Source organism: Neisseria subflava (genome assembly GCF_003044935.1).
GTDB classification, from domain to species: Bacteria; Pseudomonadota; Gammaproteobacteria; order Burkholderiales; family Neisseriaceae; genus Neisseria; species Neisseria subflava_E.
The window spans coordinates 257,258-273,286 of the sequence record NZ_POXP01000003.1 but is presented as its reverse complement, the minus strand read 5'-3'; the positions used below and the strand labels follow the sequence as shown (position 1 = coordinate 273,286).

Below are 16,029 nucleotides of genomic sequence, written 5' to 3'. Positions count from 1 at the left end.
CCGACCATGAAAATCATCCCCATCTCAAATAACACCAACACAAACAATGAATTACCGGAATTCGACCGCGAATTGATTGCCAGCTTGCCATCAAGCGGTCCGCGTTATACATCCTATCCGACCGCCGACCGCTTCCATGAAGGCTTTAAAGAAGCCGAATATATCCAAGCTTTAAACCTGCGCAACATGGGCGCGCTCAACAAACCCCTTTCGCTCTACATCCACATTCCCTTCTGCAATACCATCTGCTATTACTGCGGCTGCAATAAAATCATTACCAAAGACAAAAGCCGTGCCGATGCCTATATCCAATATCTAGAAAAAGAAATGGAGTTGCTGGCACCACATTTAGGCGGACGACACCAGCTTGCGCAACTCCACTTCGGCGGCGGCACGCCGACATTCCTAAGCGACGACCAACTCGAACGCGTCTTCGAAATGATCCGAAAATACTTCCAGCTCATCCCCAACGGCGAATACTCCATCGAAATCGACCCGCGCAAAGTCAGCCGCGAAACCGTCCTCAAACTGGGCAAACTCGGTTTCAACCGCATGAGTGTCGGCATTCAAGACTTTGACCCTAAAGTGCAGGAAGCGGTCAACCGCATTCAAAGTTATGAAGAAACTAAAGAAGTAATTGATGCCGCGCGTGAAGCCGGATTTAAATCGGTCAGCGTCGATTTGATTTACGGCCTGCCGCACCAAAACACCGAAAGCATCAAAACTACCATCGATACGGTCTTATCCCTCGATCCCGACCGCCTCGCCCTTTACCACTACGCCCACCTGCCGCATATCTTCAAACCGCAACGCCGTATCGACACTAATGTCGTTCCCAGCAGCGAAGAAAAACTCGATATGCTGCAATATTGCGTCCAAACCCTGACTGAGCGCGGCTACGTTTTCATCGGCATGGACCATTTTGCCAAACCTGACGACGAGCTCTCCATCGCCCTCAAAGAAGGCTTCCTGCAACGCAACTTCCAAGGCTACTCGACCTATGCCGACTGCGACTTGGTGGCGATCGGCGTGTCCTCTATCGGCAAAATCGGCAGCACCTACTCCCAAAACGAGCGCGACATCGATGCCTATTACGCCGCACTCAATGCCGGACATCTGCCGATTATGCGCGGCTACCAGCTCAATCAAGACGATATTTTGCGCCGCAACATCATTCAGGATTTAATGTGCCGCTTCTCGCTTGATTATCAAATTTACGAAAGCGTGTTCGGCATTCCGTTTAGCCGCTATTTTGTAGCGGAACTGGAAGATATGAAGCAACTGGAAACCCTCGGTCTGGTTCGTCTCAAACCGCACGGCCTGACCGTTACGCCGAAGGGCCGTTTCCTGATCCGCAACATCGCTATGGTGTTCGACTACCATCTGCGCCATAAAGAAACCAAAGCCAAATACTCGCAAACCGTATAAACAGAAATGGAAAAGGTCGTCTGAAAATTTTCAGACGACCTTTGTTTTTATTTTCAATACTTTCGGGTAACATAAAACCATATTTTCCGCTTTATCAGAATTCAAAGTTAATTTGTATAGGCGCGTATCCTATGGTTACCGAACAGCAAAACGATATCCTCAGCATCAATCAAGTACAGCTTCTCCTTGCTGAAAAACGCACGGCACTTGCTATCATGCGTACGGGTATTGCCGTTTTCGCACTCCCTTTGTCTATTTTCAGTGCGCTGATTGCGACATCGAAATGGTATGAGGCCGTTGATGTTTGGCCTTTGCTCGTACTGGTCAGTCTGATGAACATCAGTTTGATTTTTTTCTCGGTCTATCTGATTACCCGCTCGCTCCGTAGAATGCACCAATACGACCGAATGATTGCCGATATCAAATACAACAACCAGTCTTTGCGTAAACTGATTAAGTCATAAAGTGCAAATAGTTGGAGCTGAGCATAAGGTCGTCTGAAAATCAAAATATAGAGGAACTCTAGATTTGTATTAAAACATGATTCTGCCAAACATACCGTAATTGATCTTGGAGACCTTACTGTACACTTTGCTCCCCCATTTTGAATCGATACGATACCATTGCAGTACAAGATATAATCTGCAATATATTTATGGTTTCTCTTAGGTTTTTTATGCCTAGAACTTATTGAAATGATCAACTCAATTGGATATTGGTAGGAACCCTGCTGGATACACCGATCGTGTTTAGATAAATACGAATGCAGTCTGCAATTTTGGTTTGTCCGGTCTCTTGTCTCAAACGCTTTTAAAATATGGAACAACCCGATTTTTTCCCCATCCCCAGTCCCTGTATAGGTGTCTGCGAAGCCAATGCCAAAGGTTATTGCAAAGGCTGCCTGCGCAGCCGGGAAGAGCGCCTGTACTGGCTCCAGATGACCGACAGCCAAAAGCATCAAGTCATGCACCTTCTATCCCTCAGGAAAGCCAAAATCCGCAACCGCAAAATGGAAAAACCCGAAACGGGAGAACATCCGGTTCAAAACCTGCTCGATTTCTAAATTGCCCTTGCCTACCGCACACCACAATAAGGAAAAACATGAAAAAACTGCTTGCCTGCCTGCTTGTGCCATTGACCGCCCTTGCCCTGGGCGCCTGCAAACCCGCCTCGACCTCACCCGAAAACAAACCTGCCGAACTCAATTGGCAGCAGCCTAAACTCACCAGCAATGTTTGGAAAATCAGCAAAGAAGGCCAACCCGATTCCTATCTGCTCGGCACCATCCACATGGGGCAAACCAATCAAACCTTGTCTTCCGATGCCCTCAAACTGTTGCAATCCACCGACCAACTAACGACAGAAGTTGACCCACTGCCGGACAGCAGTCCGGAAACGAAAAAAATGTATCAAAAATACTTCAAGGAAGTCATGAGTACCGAACCACTCAGCCGCAAGCTTGGCAAAGCAGATTTCCGTCTTTTACAAGAAATCTATTCACAAAATGAAGAAAGTCAACCTATCGCCCAGATTGCCGACAAACTCCATCCGTGGGCAGCATTGGTTTTTGCCGGCAGCGCATTTCCCCAAGGATATAGCGCAGAAACCGGTGCAGATATGTTGCTAACCAACGCAGCAGTCAATATCAACAAACCGCGTGGTTCATTAGAAAGCTTGGACGATGTTACCGCGATCTTCAAAGCACAGCCTGAAGAAACCATGCTCAACTTTCTGAAAGCCAGCATTAAAACCAATAAAGAAGAAACCGAAGATATCAAAAAACTCCATCAAGCCTATTCAGACGGCCGCTTTGAAGAACTCATCCCACTTTTGGAAGAAACCGAACAGCGCACCCTCAAACTTGTTGATACTAAACACGCCAAAGCCATGTCCGATTGGCTGAAAAACGACCTTCTAATCCGCCGCAACTTGGCATGGCTGCCTGAAATCCGCAAGCAATCGGCCAAACAAAGCACCCTCTTTGCCGTCGGTATTGCCCATTTACCCAGCGAAAAAGGCTTAATCGAACTGCTACGTAAAGAAGGCTATCAAGTAACGCCCGAACCCAAAGTTCTGATTTGGCAATAAACCCCAAGCAAACGACAAGGCCGTCTGAAAGTCTTTCTTTCAGACGGCCTTTATTTAATCTCTATTAAATGGAGCAGTAAGCAGCGTTGAGCGCCAAAATCAATCGCCCAATGCCGCTACCATCACCGCTTTAATCGTGTGCATCCGGTTTTCTGCCTGATCAAACACAATACTGGCTTCGCTTTCAAAGACTTCTTCCGTTACTTCCACACCATTCAGGCCGAATGTCTCATAAATCCATTCGCCGACTTTAGTTTCGCGATTATGGAAAGCAGGCAGGCAATGCATAAACTTGACTTGCGGATTTTCAGCAGCGGCCATTAATTCGGGCGTAACTCGGTAACCTTTCAGCAAATCAATACGCTCCTGCCAAGCCTCTTTAGGCTCGCCCATGCTGACCCACACATCGGTATGGATAAAATCCACGCCTTTTACGGCTTCCTGCACATTCTCCGTCAACAGAATGCGTCCACCGGTCTCTTTGGCAATAGCCTGCACCGTCTCGATAATGTTTTCAGACGGCCACAGGCTTTTCGGCGCACCGATACGCACGTCCATGCCCAGTTTCGCAGCCAACACCAGCAACGAATTGGCCATGTTGTAACGCGCATCGCCGACATAGGCAAACGCAATTTGGTTCAAAGGTTTGTTGCTATGCTCACGCATCGTCAGCGCATCAGCTAGCATTTGAGTCGGGTGGAACTCGTTGGTCAAACCATTGAATACAGGTACGCCTGCATACTTGGCCAGCTCTTCCACCACATCCTGTCCAAAGCCGCGATATTCGATACCGTCAAACATCCGCCCCAAAACACGCGCCGTATCCTTAATGCTTTCCTTATGCCCGATTTGGCTGGCAGACGGCTCCAGATAAGTTACCCCTGCACCTTGATCACGTGCGGCCACTTCAAACGCGCAACGGGTGCGGGTTGATGTTTTCTCGAAAATCAGAGCAATGTTTTTCCCCTTCATCCGCTGCACTTCGCGCCCTGCTTTTTTAGCAGCCTTCAATTCGGCTGCAAGGTCGAGATAGGTGGTAATTTCTTCCGGCGTAAAATCCAAAAGTTTTAAAAAATGGCGGTTTTTCAGGCTCATGTCTTATTTCTCTTTTTCTAGCGTGGGCATTGCCCAACATTTTTCTCCATGCAGATTTTTCCGGGCTTCCCCGACCTTCTGCAACTCAATTTTTCAGCGTGCGAAGCCTGCCCCTAATGCAGCCTCTTATCCTCTCAAAACAAGGCCGTCTGAACCTCGCCTCGCTCCAAGGCAAGCAACGATTGTTTGCGGTTCAAACCGCCTGCGTAGCCGGTCAGCTTACCGTCGCTACCGATAACGCGGTGGCAGGGAATCAAGATAGACACCTTGTTCTGCCCGTTTGCAGCGGCAACGGCACGAATGGCTTTAGGATTACCCAACTGTTGCGCCTGCTCCTTGTAGCTGCGCGTTTCGCCGTAAGGAATGGTCAGCAGTGCATTCCATACCTGCTGCTGAAAGGCTGTACCTATCGTTTCCAAAGGTGTCGCAAAAACTTTCAGACGGCCTTGGAAGTATAAATCCAATTCTTGGCGTAAAAGTTGCGTTTGCTCATTTTCTTGAAAAATAAACTGCCCACGCAAAGCTTTTTGGACAGCCATGATTTCCTGTTCCATATGTTTCTGCCCGACAAATTCCAGCAGACACAAACCCTTACTGCCGAACACCGCCAACATCTCGCCCAACGACGTGGCAACCGCGGCCGCAGTCAGTTCGTTCGGACTATCAGGATAACGCGTTTCCAACAGACGGATGGCTCGGCGGATACGGACATATTCTTCGGGCGTGCAGCCGATACGGTCAATAAAATCCTGCTCGAACTGCTTGGCTTCGTGTTCCGTCAAACATTCATACATCAGGGTTTCGAGGTCGGTGGGAAAATAGGTTTCCAGTCGCTCGCGGATTTCATTCCACTTTAATGGAAGCTCGTTTAAAGAAGGCAGAGTAATCATATTTTGCCTTGTTCAATTATCGATAACTTAAGAGAAAACCGAAAGAGCAAAAGAATCGTATCGCCCTATCGTTTTTCAAAGCCTACGGTACGGCCTTTTCACTTCAACAGGCGTTTCAATATACCTTCATACACCGCCGACAACTTCGGAATATCGTCCAGCCGCACGTTTTCATTGATTTGGTGGATGGTCGCGTTAGACGGGCCTAACTCGATGAGTTCTTTGGCAATGGCTTTGATGAAGCGTCCGTCCGAAGTGCCGCCGGTGGTGGACAATTCGGCCTCAACACCACAAATCTCGGCAATGGCTTCGCGTGCCACGTCGGTCAGTTTTCCTGCCTGAGTTAAAAACGGCTGACCTGAGCAAGACCACTGCAAATCGTATTGCACGCCGTGCTTGTCCAAAATGGCGTGGACGCGTTGTTTCAGCTCTTCTTCGGTGGACTCGGTAGAGAAACGGAAATTGAATTTGACGTTCAGCTCGCCCGGAATGACGTTGGTCGCGCCTGTGCCGCCGTTGATATTGGAAATCTGGAAACTGGTCGGCGGGAAGTATTCGTTGCTTTCGTCCCAGACTTCCTGCGTTAACTCTAACAAGGCCGGTGCAAAAGTATGGACGGGATTGATTGCCAAATGCGGATAGGCAATATGGCCTTGCTTGCCTTTGACAGTCAGATTGCCCGACAGCGAGCCGCGCCGGCCGTTTTTAATCATATCGCCCAATTTGTCCACGGCGGTCGGTTCGCCGACGATGCAGTAGTCGATAAGCTCGTCGCGCGCTTTCAACACATCGACGACTTTGGTCGTGCCGTCCAGCGCGTCGCCCTCTTCGTCGGAAGTAATCAGAAGCGCAATGCTGCCTTGATGATCGGGATATTCGGCAACGAAGCGTTCGCAGGCGGTAACGAAACAGGCGATGCTGGTTTTCATATCCGCCGCGCCGCGCCCGTATAATCTTCCGTCGCGCTCGGTCGGCTCGAACGGGGGCGAATCCCATTTTTCAACAGGGCCTGTCGGTACAACGTCGGTATGCCCTGCAAAACAGACGACGGGGGCTTTCGTGCCGCGTCGAAACCAGATGTTTTTGGTGTCGCCGAAATGGAGTTCTTCAGCCGCAAAACCGATTTTGTGCAGGCGTTCGGCAAGCAGTTTTTGGCAATCCCGGTCGTCGGGGGTAACGGAAGGGCGGGAAATCAGCTCTTTGGCAAGCTCTAGGGATTGAGTTTCGGTCATATTTGTTCACTTTGAGAAACAGACCGTCTGAAACGTTCTAAATATAATTTTCAGACGGCCTTGAGTTTATTTGAAGATACTGAATAGGCAGTCTGCCTTTCGGTATTCTGAGTTATTTTCCATGGCAAGCTTCATAAAGCGGCAGTAATTCTTCCACTGTTTCCGCTATCCATTTCGCAACATCCTGCTTGCCCAAATCATTGCGTTCGATGTGCTTCCCGATACAGAAGAAATCTTTGTCGTCTCGAAGCTTTCTATCGCCGTCGCTTTGTTGGGCGACGGTGCGGTAGTCGTCATATTCGCTTTCCGCACCGTGCCACATATCGAATGAAGCGTATTTTTCAGTGTCAAAATTATCCAGCCAGCGGTTGTAATCAGGCAGCGCAATGGGGGAGACATCGGCTTTATAGCAATGCCAGTCCAAGCTGACGCTCAAACGGCGGCGGTTGAGCAAAATCGATAAAATCGCTGCGGAATTTTTATATTGTTCGTATTTAAAATAGGCAAAAAAATGAGCGCGTACCTGCCAGCCGTTACACCAGCGTTCGATATGCGGCGGCGCAAACGGTGCACCCAATTCGGCGGCAACCTGCTGGATTAGCTGCTGCCATACCTGCCAGTTTTCTTTATAGTCTGCCTTGATTTGCGGAATGCTTTCAGGCTGGTATTTTTTAAGCTGGGAAAACTGGAAAAAAGGGATATTGAACAAATCGCAACTTTTTGGGGTCAGCATAGTGTATTCCTTAAGACGATTGTTTCAGACGACCTTATTTGCGGCGACGTGCGGCCATAATTTCACCGATTTCGGTCAGTTTTTCTTTGGGGATAAAGGTTTTGCCCATATCAAACAGCGGCTCTTCAATCGCCAGATGAACATCATATCCCGCGACAAAGCGTTTGAACGTTTCCGCATCGGGGACATAGGCGTTGTCCGCTTCAAGCTTGGCAAATTCAGCCGCTACGCCGTCCCAGTTGTTGTGCAGACTGATATGTTGGCGCAACAGCTCGTCAACGCTTTCTTGAGCTTGCGGCGCATATTGCAATAGAAGCGGGAAGAAATTTTCCTCTTCGTCTTCATGGTGCAACGGCGCGGCAACATTAAAATATTGGGCAATCTGGCGGATGGTTTGCAAAACGATTTGATTGCAGCCGTTTTCGGCAATATAGTCCGACAACATGGCAACCTGGCTGCAGAAACGGCGCACTTTGCCATGACAGGCGTACAGCATTTCAATGGGTTCGGCAAAAGTAACGCTTTTGGTTTCAAACGGATTCATGGTTTTGAGGTTTTATTCTTAAATTAATGTTTCCAGATTATAACAAAACAGCCTGCGCAAGGCAGGCTGTCTGTTTTTAAGCTTAATGCGGATTAGTCAACCAAAGTAACTTTACCATTCATCAAAGCACCGTGACCTGGGAAGGTACAAGCGAATTTGTATTCGCCGCCAGCCAATTTAGCAGGATCCAGAGTCAGGGAAGCTTCTTCGCCGCCGCCAACCAGTTTGGTGTGGGCAACAACGCGTGCGTCGTCAGGTTTAACGTAGTCAGTTGCAGCAGCACCGGCACCGTCTTTGAAAATACCGTCCATGTCTTCGGCTTTACCGATGACGATGTTGTGACCCATGCTTTCTTTAGGTTGGGTACCGGTGTGTTTCAAAGTGATGGTGAATTCTTTACAAGCTTTGCTTACTTGGATTTCTTTAGTGTTGAACTGCATAGCGTCGTTGGCTTCAACAGTAGTTGCGCAGTTGCCGGCAGCAGGAGCGGCGGCAGCATCGGCTGGAGCAGCTTCAGAGGCAGGAGCGGCATCGGCAGGTGCAGTAGTTTCTGCAGGAGCAGCTTCAGAAGCAGCGGAAGCAGCAGGTGCTTCAGCAGGTTTTGCAGCTTCTTGAGAGCATGCAGCCAAGCCGATAACGGCAGCGGAAATCAGAGCCAGATAAGCTTTCATTGATGTATCTCCTAATGATGAGAGTCTTGTTAAGTTCTATTAATAGAACCCGCGCGAATATATTAACAAAGGCAAATGTCAAACTTAAACTTATTCACGCAGAGTGATAAGAAATTCAGGCGTTATTTTGCTACAAACTTCACACGAAATCAAAATTTCAGGCCAAGTTTACATCAGTTTACCTAAAAGAAAACAGTTACTGTTTAGGTCGTATTTCTTTAGTATTAGATGCTATCAGTCAAATGAAATAAATTTTAACATTTATTAACCATAATCCCATTCAGCATGATTTTAGCGGCTGTGCTTGCGTACCAATTCTGCCAATGCCGCTGCCAATTCGGGATGCCTGCCTTCCAATTTGGCCGCAGCTGCATCGAAGCTGTCCAAAGCAGCCTCGCTCAATCGCAAGCTGTTGGTTTTCGGCTGAGGAGGCGGTTTTGGGACCACCCTGACCGCCACTTCGCGTATTCCGTCATGCAATGCTTGCAACTTAGGCAACATGGCAGGCAGGATCATTTTTAAACGCGAAGCAGCCATATTGTTGGCAGCAAGCAAAACCAATCTTCCGTCTTCTACGCAGGCCGTCTGAAAATGCGGATGCAGGTTGGCCGGCAAAACCGTTTTGACTTTTGCATCCAATTTCCGCCATTGTTGCGATTGTTGCAACAAGCCCGCCAGTAAATGATCGCGCTTGCCCAATTGTGCTAAATCCATATATTTCAGACGGCCTTTCAGTAAATTAACCAAACAATTACAATTGAAATACAGCAAAACCGCCTTTATTTCAAACAGCATTACCGCGTTATACAAGCGCTTGTGTTAAAATCCCAATTTCGCCCACTATTATATCAAGGCGCAGGAATTATTCATGCTGACAAACATTGCTAAGAAAATCTTCGGCAGCCGCAACGACCGCCTGCTGAAACAATATCGTAAATCCGTTGCTAAAATCAATGCACTCGAAGAACAGATGAAAGCGTTGAGCGACGCAGATTTACAGGCCAAAACCGCCGAATTCAAACAACGCCTCGCTGACGGACAAACGCTAGATGATATTTTGGTTGAAGCCTTTGCCGTCTGCCGCGAGGCATCCCGCCGCGTATTGGGCATGCGCCACTTCGATGTACAGCTGATCGGCGGTATGGTCCTGCACAACGGCAAAATCGCCGAAATGCGTACCGGTGAAGGTAAGACATTGGTGGCCACCCTTGCCGTTTACCTGAATGCATTGTCAGGAAAAGGTGTACACGTCGTTACCGTCAACGACTACCTCGCCTCCCGTGACGCAGGCATTATGGAGCCGTTGTACAATTTCTTAGGCTTGAGCGTCGGCGTGATCGTAGCCGATTTGCAACCTTTCGAACGCCAAACCGCTTACGGTGCCGACATTACTTACGGTACAAATAACGAGTTCGGCTTCGACTACCTGCGCGACAATATGGTTACCGACCAATACGACAAAGTTCAGCGCGAATTGAACTTTGCCGTTGTCGACGAAGTGGACTCTATTCTGATCGACGAAGCGCGTACGCCGCTGATTATTTCCGGCCAGGCAGATGACAACATCCAGCTCTACCGCGTAATGGATGCCGTTCCGGCCCACCTTATCCGCCAAGAAACCGAAGAAGGCGAAGGCGATTACTGGGTGGACGAAAAAGCACACCAAGTTATTCTGAGCGAAGCCGGTCACGAACACGCCGAGCAAATCCTGACCCAAATGGGCTTATTACAGGAAAACGATTCGCTCTACTCTGCCGCCAATATTTCCCTGATGCACCACCTCATGGCGGCATTACGTGCGCACACTCTGTTCCACAAAGACCAACACTACGTCATTCAAGACGGTGAAATCGTGATTGTGGACGAATTCACAGGCCGTCTGATGGCCGGTCGCCGCTGGTCCGAAGGCTTGCACCAAGCCGTTGAAGCCAAAGAAGGCGTAGAAATCAAACGCGAAAACCAAACGCTTGCATCTATTACCTTCCAAAACTACTTCCGCCTGTACAGCAAACTGTCTGGCATGACCGGTACGGCCGACACCGAAGCCTTCGAGTTCCAAAGCATTTACAACCTCGAAACCGTCATCATCCCGACCAACCGTCCGGTACAACGTAAAGACTTCAACGACCAAATCTTCCGCTCAGCCGAAGAAAAATTTGAAGCCGTTGTCAAAGACATTGCCGAATGCCACAAAAACGGCCAACCGGTTTTGGTCGGTACCACCAGCATCGAAAACTCCGAACTGGTTTCTGACTTATTACATAAAGCAGGTCTGCCGCATAACGTTCTGAACGCCAAAGAACACGAGCGCGAGGCATTGATTGTGGCCCAAGCCGGTAAAGTTGGCGCGATTACCGTTGCCACTAACATGGCAGGCCGCGGTACCGATATTGTCTTGGGCGGCAACCTCAAACATCAAATCGAAGCCATCCATGCCGATGAAACCCTGAGCGAACAGCAAAAACAAGCGCAAATTTCCGCCCTTGAAAGCGGTTGGCAAGCCGAACACGACCAAGTTGTGGCCGCAGGCGGTTTGCACATTATCGGTACAGAACGCCACGAAAGCCGCCGTATCGACAACCAATTGCGCGGTCGTGCAGGCCGTCAGGGCGACCCAGGCTCCAGCCGTTTCTACCTGTCGTTTGAAGACCCATTGCTGCGCCTGTTTGCACTCGACCGTGCCGCCGCCATCCTCAACCGTCTGGCACCTGAGCGCGGCGTTGCCATCGAACACGGCCTGCTGACCCGTCAAATCGAAGGCGCGCAACGTAAAGTCGAAGGTCGCAACTTCGATATGCGTAAACAGGTTTTGGAATACGATGACGTTGCCAACGACCAACGTAAAGTGATTTACCATCAACGCAACGAAATCCTGACGACTAAAGACGTCAGCGATTTGACCCGCGAAATCCGTGCCGACGTTATCAGCGACTTGGTTGATTACCACATCCCGCCTGACAGCATGGAAGAGCAATGGGACATTCCGGCACTAGAGCACCAACTTGCCGCCGATTTCCGCCTGCATGTCGATATTAAAGGCTGGTTGAAAGAAGACAGCACTTTGGACAACCAAGACATTAAAGAGCGCCTCATCAAACGCATCGAAGACGAATATGCCGAAAAAGTCGAATTGGTCGGCAAACAGGCTATGTCTGATTTCGAACGCAATGTTATGCTGCAAGTTATCGACAACCAATGGCGCGAGCACCTCGCCGCTATGGACTACTTACGCCAAGGTATCCATCTGCGCAGCTATGCTCAGAAAAATCCAAAACAGGAATACAAACGCGAAGCTTTCGCCATGTTTGAAAACCTGTGGCGCGGTATCAAACAAAACATTGCCGCTTTGCTGACCGCCGTTCAAATCGAGCGCAACAGTGAATACGACCACACTGCCGCACAAAGCGTCAGCGATGTTCAAACCGTCCACTCCGATGCGCCTGATATGGAAGAATTGCTCGGCCAATCGCAAACCGATTTGGTTACCGAAGCGTTCGACCCTGACGGCACAGACTTCAGCCCTGAAGCGCTTGCACAAAACGGCCTGATTGTTCACCGCAACGATCCTTGCCCTTGCGGCAGCGGCCTGAAATACAAACAGTGCCACGGCAAATTGAACTAAGCAGTCATCTCAAAAGGCCGTCTGAACAAGTGTAAAAACGAAATCAAAGATTCTCGTTTCCCTGTTCAGACGGCCTGAGAATTATCCAAACAAGCAAAAAATTTCCAAACCCAATTTCAAAAGAGTATCCCTATGGCAGGCAACACCTTCGGACAAATCTTTACCGTTACCACTTTCGGCGAAAGCCACGGCGCAGGCTTGGGCTGCATCATTGATGGCTGCCCGCCCGGATTAGAACTGAGCGAAGCGGATATCCAGCTTGACCTTGATCGCCGCAAACCCGGCACCAGCCGCCACGTTACCCAGCGCCGCGAAGCCGACCAAGTCGAAATCCTCTCCGGCGTATTCGAAGGCAAAACCACCGGTACACCCATTGCCCTCCTAATCCGCAATACCGACCAACGCAGCAAAGACTATGGCAATATCGCCACCAGCTTCCGCCCTGGTCACGCCGATTACACCTACTGGCACAAATACGGTACACGCGACTATCGCGGCGGCGGTAGAAGTTCCGCCCGCGAAACCGCTGCCCGCGTTGCCGCCGGAGCAGTTGCAAAAAAATGGCTGAAAGAAAAATTCGGCACTGAAATTACCGCCTACGTTACCCAAGTCGGTGAAAAAGAAATCCAGTTTGAAGGCTACGAATATATTTCCCAAAATCCTTTTTTTGCAGCAAACCAAAGCCAAATTGAGGACTTGGAAAACTATATGGACAGCGTGCGCAAATCATTGGATTCTGTCGGCGCAAAACTTCATATCGAAGCAGCCAATGTCCCTGTCGGCTTGGGCGAACCTGTTTTTGACCGCCTCGATGCAGAAATTGCCTATGCCATGATGGGCATCAATGCTGTCAAAGGTGTGGAAATCGGCGCAGGTTTTAATAGCGTAACGCAACGTGGCAGCGAACACGGTGACGAGCTCACGCCACAAGGTTTTCTATCCAACCACTCAGGCGGCATCTTGGGCGGCATCAGCACCGGACAAAACATTCATGTAAATATTGCCATCAAACCGACCAGTTCCATCGCCACACCGCGCCGCAGTATTGATATAGAGGGCAACCCTGTCGAGCTTGCCACACACGGCCGCCACGACCCCTGCGTCGGATTACGCGCCGCTCCGATTGCAGAAGCCATGCTGGCATTGGTCTTGATCGACCACGCCTTACGCCATCGTGCGCAAAATGCCGATGTTCAGGTTAATACACCGGACATTGCCAAATTGGAAAAATAACCGTTTATTTCTGAATATTCTCAGAAAAATTTAGCCAAATCACAGTCTTTATACTACAATAGCACCTTATTGCCGTATGACGAAAATACGGATTTATATTTAGAGGAATACAACCGCAATGGCACAAGAAACCGCTTTGGGCGCTGCGCTGAAATCTGCCGTCCAAACCATGAGCAAGAAAAAACAGACAGACATGATTGCCGACCACATTTACGGCAAATATGATGTTTTCAAACGATTCAAACCGTTGGCCGTTGGCATCGACCAAGACTTGGTTGCCGCCCTACCCCAATACGACCCTGCACTGATTGCACGCGTACTGGCCAACCACTGCCGCCGTCCACGCTATCTGAAAGCCCTGGCTCGCGGCGGCAAACGTTTTGACTTGAACAACCGCTTCAAAGGCGAAGTCAGCGCAGAAGAACAAACCATCGCCCAACAGCACCCAGCCGTTCAACAGGCATTAGCTGCACAAGCCGAACGCCAAGCCGCTAAGGCTACCGCTGAAACAGAAGCGGCTCCTGTACAAGCGGAGACCAACGAAGCTGCCGAATAATGTTCAGACGGCCTGATAAGGCTTGCACTAAATAAATAGAGACCCCAATTCAATACGACATCTTTAACATCGATGAATTGGGGCTTTTTTATTGCCTTAACCTTATAGTAGACTGATTAAAAATAGCTTTTTCCCTCACCAAGCCAAGTTTTGAAACCAAAATCTTTGCTAAGATATTCCCAATAAGGTATTTCTCTATTACCTTGATTATTCTTATATCAGTTCAAACATTGAACAGCATGATTTATACATCGTTAAAACAAACTAAAATTTATACCTTACAAAATTAACCGTCTGAAATATCTTTCAGACGGCCTTTTGAAATAAAATAATCAATTAAAACACGGCTTGCAAAACCAAATAGCTGACAACAGACAAAACGGCAGCGGCAGGCAAGGTAATAACCCAAGCAAGGCCGATCGGTTTCATCAATTTCCAGTTGGCATTGCGGTTAACCAAGCCGATACCCAAAACGGCACCCACCAAAATATGGGTACTGGAAACAGGCAAGCCCATAAATGATGCGGCCATCACGACGGCGGCGGCAGAAAGCTCTGCTGAGAAGCCTGACGCGGGGTGCATTTCTGCCAAGCTGGTGCCTACGGTTTTAATCACTTCTTTGCCGACAAACCACAAGCCGACGATCAAAGCGATACCGAAAGTCAACATGGCAATCGGCGGCACGGCGTTTTGGGCAGTAATGCTGTTGGTACGCAACACATCCATAATCGCGGCAAACGGACCAATCGCATTGGCAATATCGTTTGCACCATGGCTGAATGCAAAACCGCAAGCGGTAAATACCTGCATCCATGAGAACATTTGGAAAGTCGATTTATCCAAATCTTTGCGTTTCAAACTTTTGGCGAATACAAACGTACCCATCCAAATAGCCGCGCCGATCATGAAAATGGTCAGGAAGCTGTTGACGTTGCTCATACCCAAATGCAGATTTTTCAGACCTTTGAAAATCAACATGGCCGCAATCATCATACCGCCGACAGAAGCAATAAACGGTACCCAGGAATGCAGGGCTTTGTAAGAATCTACTTCGCCCTTACGGCTGTCAAAGCGGTGCAGACCGCGATAATACTCAGACTGTAATTCTTCAGGATCAAAGTCCGGCTCATCATAAATTTGGGCATCGTGCGCCATTTTGGTGGCGTATTCGACTTTTTCAGATTCACTCAAGGCTTCAAAAAACAGGCGGTGTTCTTCTTTATAGGCTTTCTTCTCAAACTTGATGCCTTTGAGCGTATTATCGGCCCAAGAGTTGTAGTCCAAAACGTTTTTCTTAATTCGTGAAAACAATAGATAGGAAACGATACCGCCCAATACCGGAGACAAAATCCAAGACAAGGCAATTTCGCCCAACTTGTCCCATTGAATCAGCGCAACGGAATCCACACCGTTCAATGCTGCCATACACAGGGCGCTACCGACGATACCGCCGATAATGGCGTGTGTCGTAGAAACCGGCAGACCTTTGCGCGATGCAAAAAGTAGCCACAATGCCGCAGCCAAAAGCGCAGACATCATAATAAAGACAAACTGCATCGGATCCAGATGCATGCCATTCAAATCGACAATACCCTTACGGATGGTATCTGTTACCTCGCCACCGGCAATCACTGCGCCGCTGACTTCAAATACTGCCGCAATCAGCAAAGCTTGCGGAATGGTCAATGTGCCGGAGCCAACACTTGTACCGAAAGAGTTGGCAATATCGTTGCCACCCACATTAAACGCCATGAAGACGCCGAAAAAGGTAGCAAGGATAAACAGGCCGGAGTGGTTGTAGTGGGTATAACCCAAACCCCAATAAATAAAATAGCCGACCATGCTCACAAGCATAGCGGCAAAAACCGTATTAATCAGCTTCAAGTTCGCACTCGACTGAGTTTGAGCCATGGAAAGTTTCCTTTTGGAAAACATGT

General features: G+C 48.8%; 15 protein-coding genes. 7 read left to right on the top strand and 8 right to left on the bottom strand.

From position 1 onward, the window contains the following. The first annotated feature begins 6 nt into the window (after positions 1-6). From hemN to DBY95_RS09260, 4 genes are all read left to right on the top strand, one after another. A complete protein-coding gene (gene hemN / locus DBY95_RS09275) occupies positions 7-1,428 on the top strand; it encodes an oxygen-independent coproporphyrinogen III oxidase (protein ID WP_070646177.1) in 1,422 nt (473 codons plus the stop codon). A 131-nt stretch (positions 1,429-1,559) separates the two neighbouring features. Further along, a complete protein-coding gene (locus tag DBY95_RS09270; RefSeq protein WP_070646679.1) occupies positions 1,560-1,892 on the top strand; it encodes a hypothetical protein in 333 nt (110 codons plus the stop codon). Positions 1,893-2,245: 353 nt separating this feature from the next. Beyond that, entirely contained in the window at positions 2,246-2,491 is a 246-nt protein-coding gene (locus tag DBY95_RS09265) for a DUF1289 domain-containing protein (RefSeq protein ID WP_049329517.1), read from the top strand. Between the two features lie 38 nt (positions 2,492-2,529). After that, positions 2,530-3,516 carry a TraB/GumN family protein gene (locus DBY95_RS09260; protein WP_107724124.1) on the top strand — a complete coding sequence of 329 codons (987 nt, stop codon included), beginning with the start codon at positions 2,530-2,532 and terminating at the stop codon, positions 3,514-3,516. A 99-nt stretch (positions 3,517-3,615) separates the two neighbouring features. Here DBY95_RS09260 and DBY95_RS09255 read toward each other — a convergent pair whose 3' ends face one another. The 7 genes from DBY95_RS09255 to DBY95_RS09225 all read right to left on the bottom strand — a co-directional run bounded on the left by DBY95_RS09255 (position 3,616) and on the right by DBY95_RS09225 (position 9,395). Next, positions 3,616-4,611: an ornithine carbamoyltransferase gene (locus DBY95_RS09255; RefSeq protein ID WP_107724123.1), complete on the bottom strand. Its 996-nt coding sequence runs from the start codon at positions 4,609-4,611 to the stop codon at positions 3,616-3,618. 134 nt (positions 4,612-4,745) lie between these two features. After that, positions 4,746-5,501, bottom strand: a complete 756-nt coding sequence (locus tag DBY95_RS09250; protein WP_107724122.1) for a methylated-DNA--[protein]-cysteine S-methyltransferase — start codon at positions 5,499-5,501, stop codon at positions 4,746-4,748. Between the two features lie 98 nt (positions 5,502-5,599). After that, entirely contained in the window at positions 5,600-6,733 is a 1,134-nt protein-coding gene (dapE, locus tag DBY95_RS09245) for a succinyl-diaminopimelate desuccinylase (protein WP_107724121.1), read from the bottom strand. A 112-nt stretch (positions 6,734-6,845) separates the two neighbouring features. Beyond that, positions 6,846-7,466, bottom strand: a complete 621-nt coding sequence (locus DBY95_RS09240; protein ID WP_107724120.1) for a glucose-6-phosphate 1-dehydrogenase family protein — start codon at positions 7,464-7,466, stop codon at positions 6,846-6,848. A 34-nt stretch (positions 7,467-7,500) separates the two neighbouring features. After that, a complete protein-coding gene (locus tag DBY95_RS09235) occupies positions 7,501-8,010 on the bottom strand; it encodes a hemerythrin domain-containing protein (protein ID WP_101755895.1) in 510 nt (169 codons plus the stop codon). A 92-nt stretch (positions 8,011-8,102) separates the two neighbouring features. Further along, a complete protein-coding gene (azu, locus tag DBY95_RS09230) occupies positions 8,103-8,681 on the bottom strand; it encodes an azurin (RefSeq protein ID WP_003748712.1) in 579 nt (192 codons plus the stop codon). 291 nt (positions 8,682-8,972) lie between these two features. Next, on the bottom strand, positions 8,973-9,395 hold the full coding sequence (locus tag DBY95_RS09225) for a DciA family protein (RefSeq protein ID WP_199903877.1): 423 nt from the start codon (positions 9,393-9,395) through the stop codon (positions 8,973-8,975). 154 nt (positions 9,396-9,549) lie between these two features. Here DBY95_RS09225 and secA point away from each other — a divergent pair, with 154 nt between their 5' ends. The 3 genes from secA to DBY95_RS09210 all read left to right on the top strand — a co-directional run bounded on the left by secA (position 9,550) and on the right by DBY95_RS09210 (position 14,092). Beyond that, positions 9,550-12,303, top strand: a complete 2,754-nt coding sequence (secA, locus tag DBY95_RS09220; protein WP_107724118.1) for a preprotein translocase subunit SecA — start codon at positions 9,550-9,552, stop codon at positions 12,301-12,303. Positions 12,304-12,435: 132 nt separating this feature from the next. Further along, complete coding sequence (gene aroC / locus DBY95_RS09215) at positions 12,436-13,536, top strand: chorismate synthase (RefSeq protein WP_107724117.1); 1,101 nt, start codon at positions 12,436-12,438, stop codon at positions 13,534-13,536. Positions 13,537-13,654: 118 nt separating this feature from the next. Continuing rightward, on the top strand, positions 13,655-14,092 hold the full coding sequence (locus DBY95_RS09210; RefSeq protein ID WP_107724116.1) for a ProQ/FINO family protein: 438 nt from the start codon (positions 13,655-13,657) through the stop codon (positions 14,090-14,092). Positions 14,093-14,428: 336 nt separating this feature from the next. On the opposite strand, the gene DBY95_RS09205 is transcribed toward DBY95_RS09210, so the two are convergent. Next, a complete protein-coding gene (locus tag DBY95_RS09205) occupies positions 14,429-16,003 on the bottom strand; it encodes an inorganic phosphate transporter (protein ID WP_107724115.1) in 1,575 nt (524 codons plus the stop codon). Positions 16,004-16,029: the final 26 nt, after the last annotated feature.

What these genes read in the sequence shown, in the direction of transcription:
- hemN (WP_070646177.1), top strand. Translation starts at nt 7, where the DNA reads ATGAAAATCATCCCCATCTCAAATAACACCAACACAAACAATGAATTA.
- DBY95_RS09270 (WP_070646679.1), top strand. Translation starts at nt 1,560, where the DNA reads ATGGTTACCGAACAGCAAAACGATATCCTCAGCATCAATCAAGTACAG.
- DBY95_RS09265 (WP_049329517.1), top strand. Translation starts at nt 2,246, where the DNA reads ATGGAACAACCCGATTTTTTCCCCATCCCCAGTCCCTGTATAGGTGTC.
- DBY95_RS09260 (WP_107724124.1), top strand. Translation starts at nt 2,530, where the DNA reads ATGAAAAAACTGCTTGCCTGCCTGCTTGTGCCATTGACCGCCCTTGCC.
- DBY95_RS09255 (WP_107724123.1), bottom strand. Translation starts at nt 4,611, where the DNA reads ATGAGCCTGAAAAACCGCCATTTTTTAAAACTTTTGGATTTTACGCCG.
- DBY95_RS09250 (WP_107724122.1), bottom strand. Translation starts at nt 5,501, where the DNA reads ATGATTACTCTGCCTTCTTTAAACGAGCTTCCATTAAAGTGGAATGAA.
- dapE (WP_107724121.1), bottom strand. Translation starts at nt 6,733, where the DNA reads ATGACCGAAACTCAATCCCTAGAGCTTGCCAAAGAGCTGATTTCCCGC.
- DBY95_RS09240 (WP_107724120.1), bottom strand. Translation starts at nt 7,466, where the DNA reads ATGCTGACCCCAAAAAGTTGCGATTTGTTCAATATCCCTTTTTTCCAG.
- DBY95_RS09235 (WP_101755895.1), bottom strand. Translation starts at nt 8,010, where the DNA reads ATGAATCCGTTTGAAACCAAAAGCGTTACTTTTGCCGAACCCATTGAA.
- azu (WP_003748712.1), bottom strand. Translation starts at nt 8,681, where the DNA reads ATGAAAGCTTATCTGGCTCTGATTTCCGCTGCCGTTATCGGCTTGGCT.
- DBY95_RS09225 (WP_199903877.1), bottom strand. Translation starts at nt 9,395, where the DNA reads ATGGATTTAGCACAATTGGGCAAGCGCGATCATTTACTGGCGGGCTTG.
- secA (WP_107724118.1), top strand. Translation starts at nt 9,550, where the DNA reads ATGCTGACAAACATTGCTAAGAAAATCTTCGGCAGCCGCAACGACCGC.
- aroC (WP_107724117.1), top strand. Translation starts at nt 12,436, where the DNA reads ATGGCAGGCAACACCTTCGGACAAATCTTTACCGTTACCACTTTCGGC.
- DBY95_RS09210 (WP_107724116.1), top strand. Translation starts at nt 13,655, where the DNA reads ATGGCACAAGAAACCGCTTTGGGCGCTGCGCTGAAATCTGCCGTCCAA.
- DBY95_RS09205 (WP_107724115.1), bottom strand. Translation starts at nt 16,003, where the DNA reads ATGGCTCAAACTCAGTCGAGTGCGAACTTGAAGCTGATTAATACGGTT.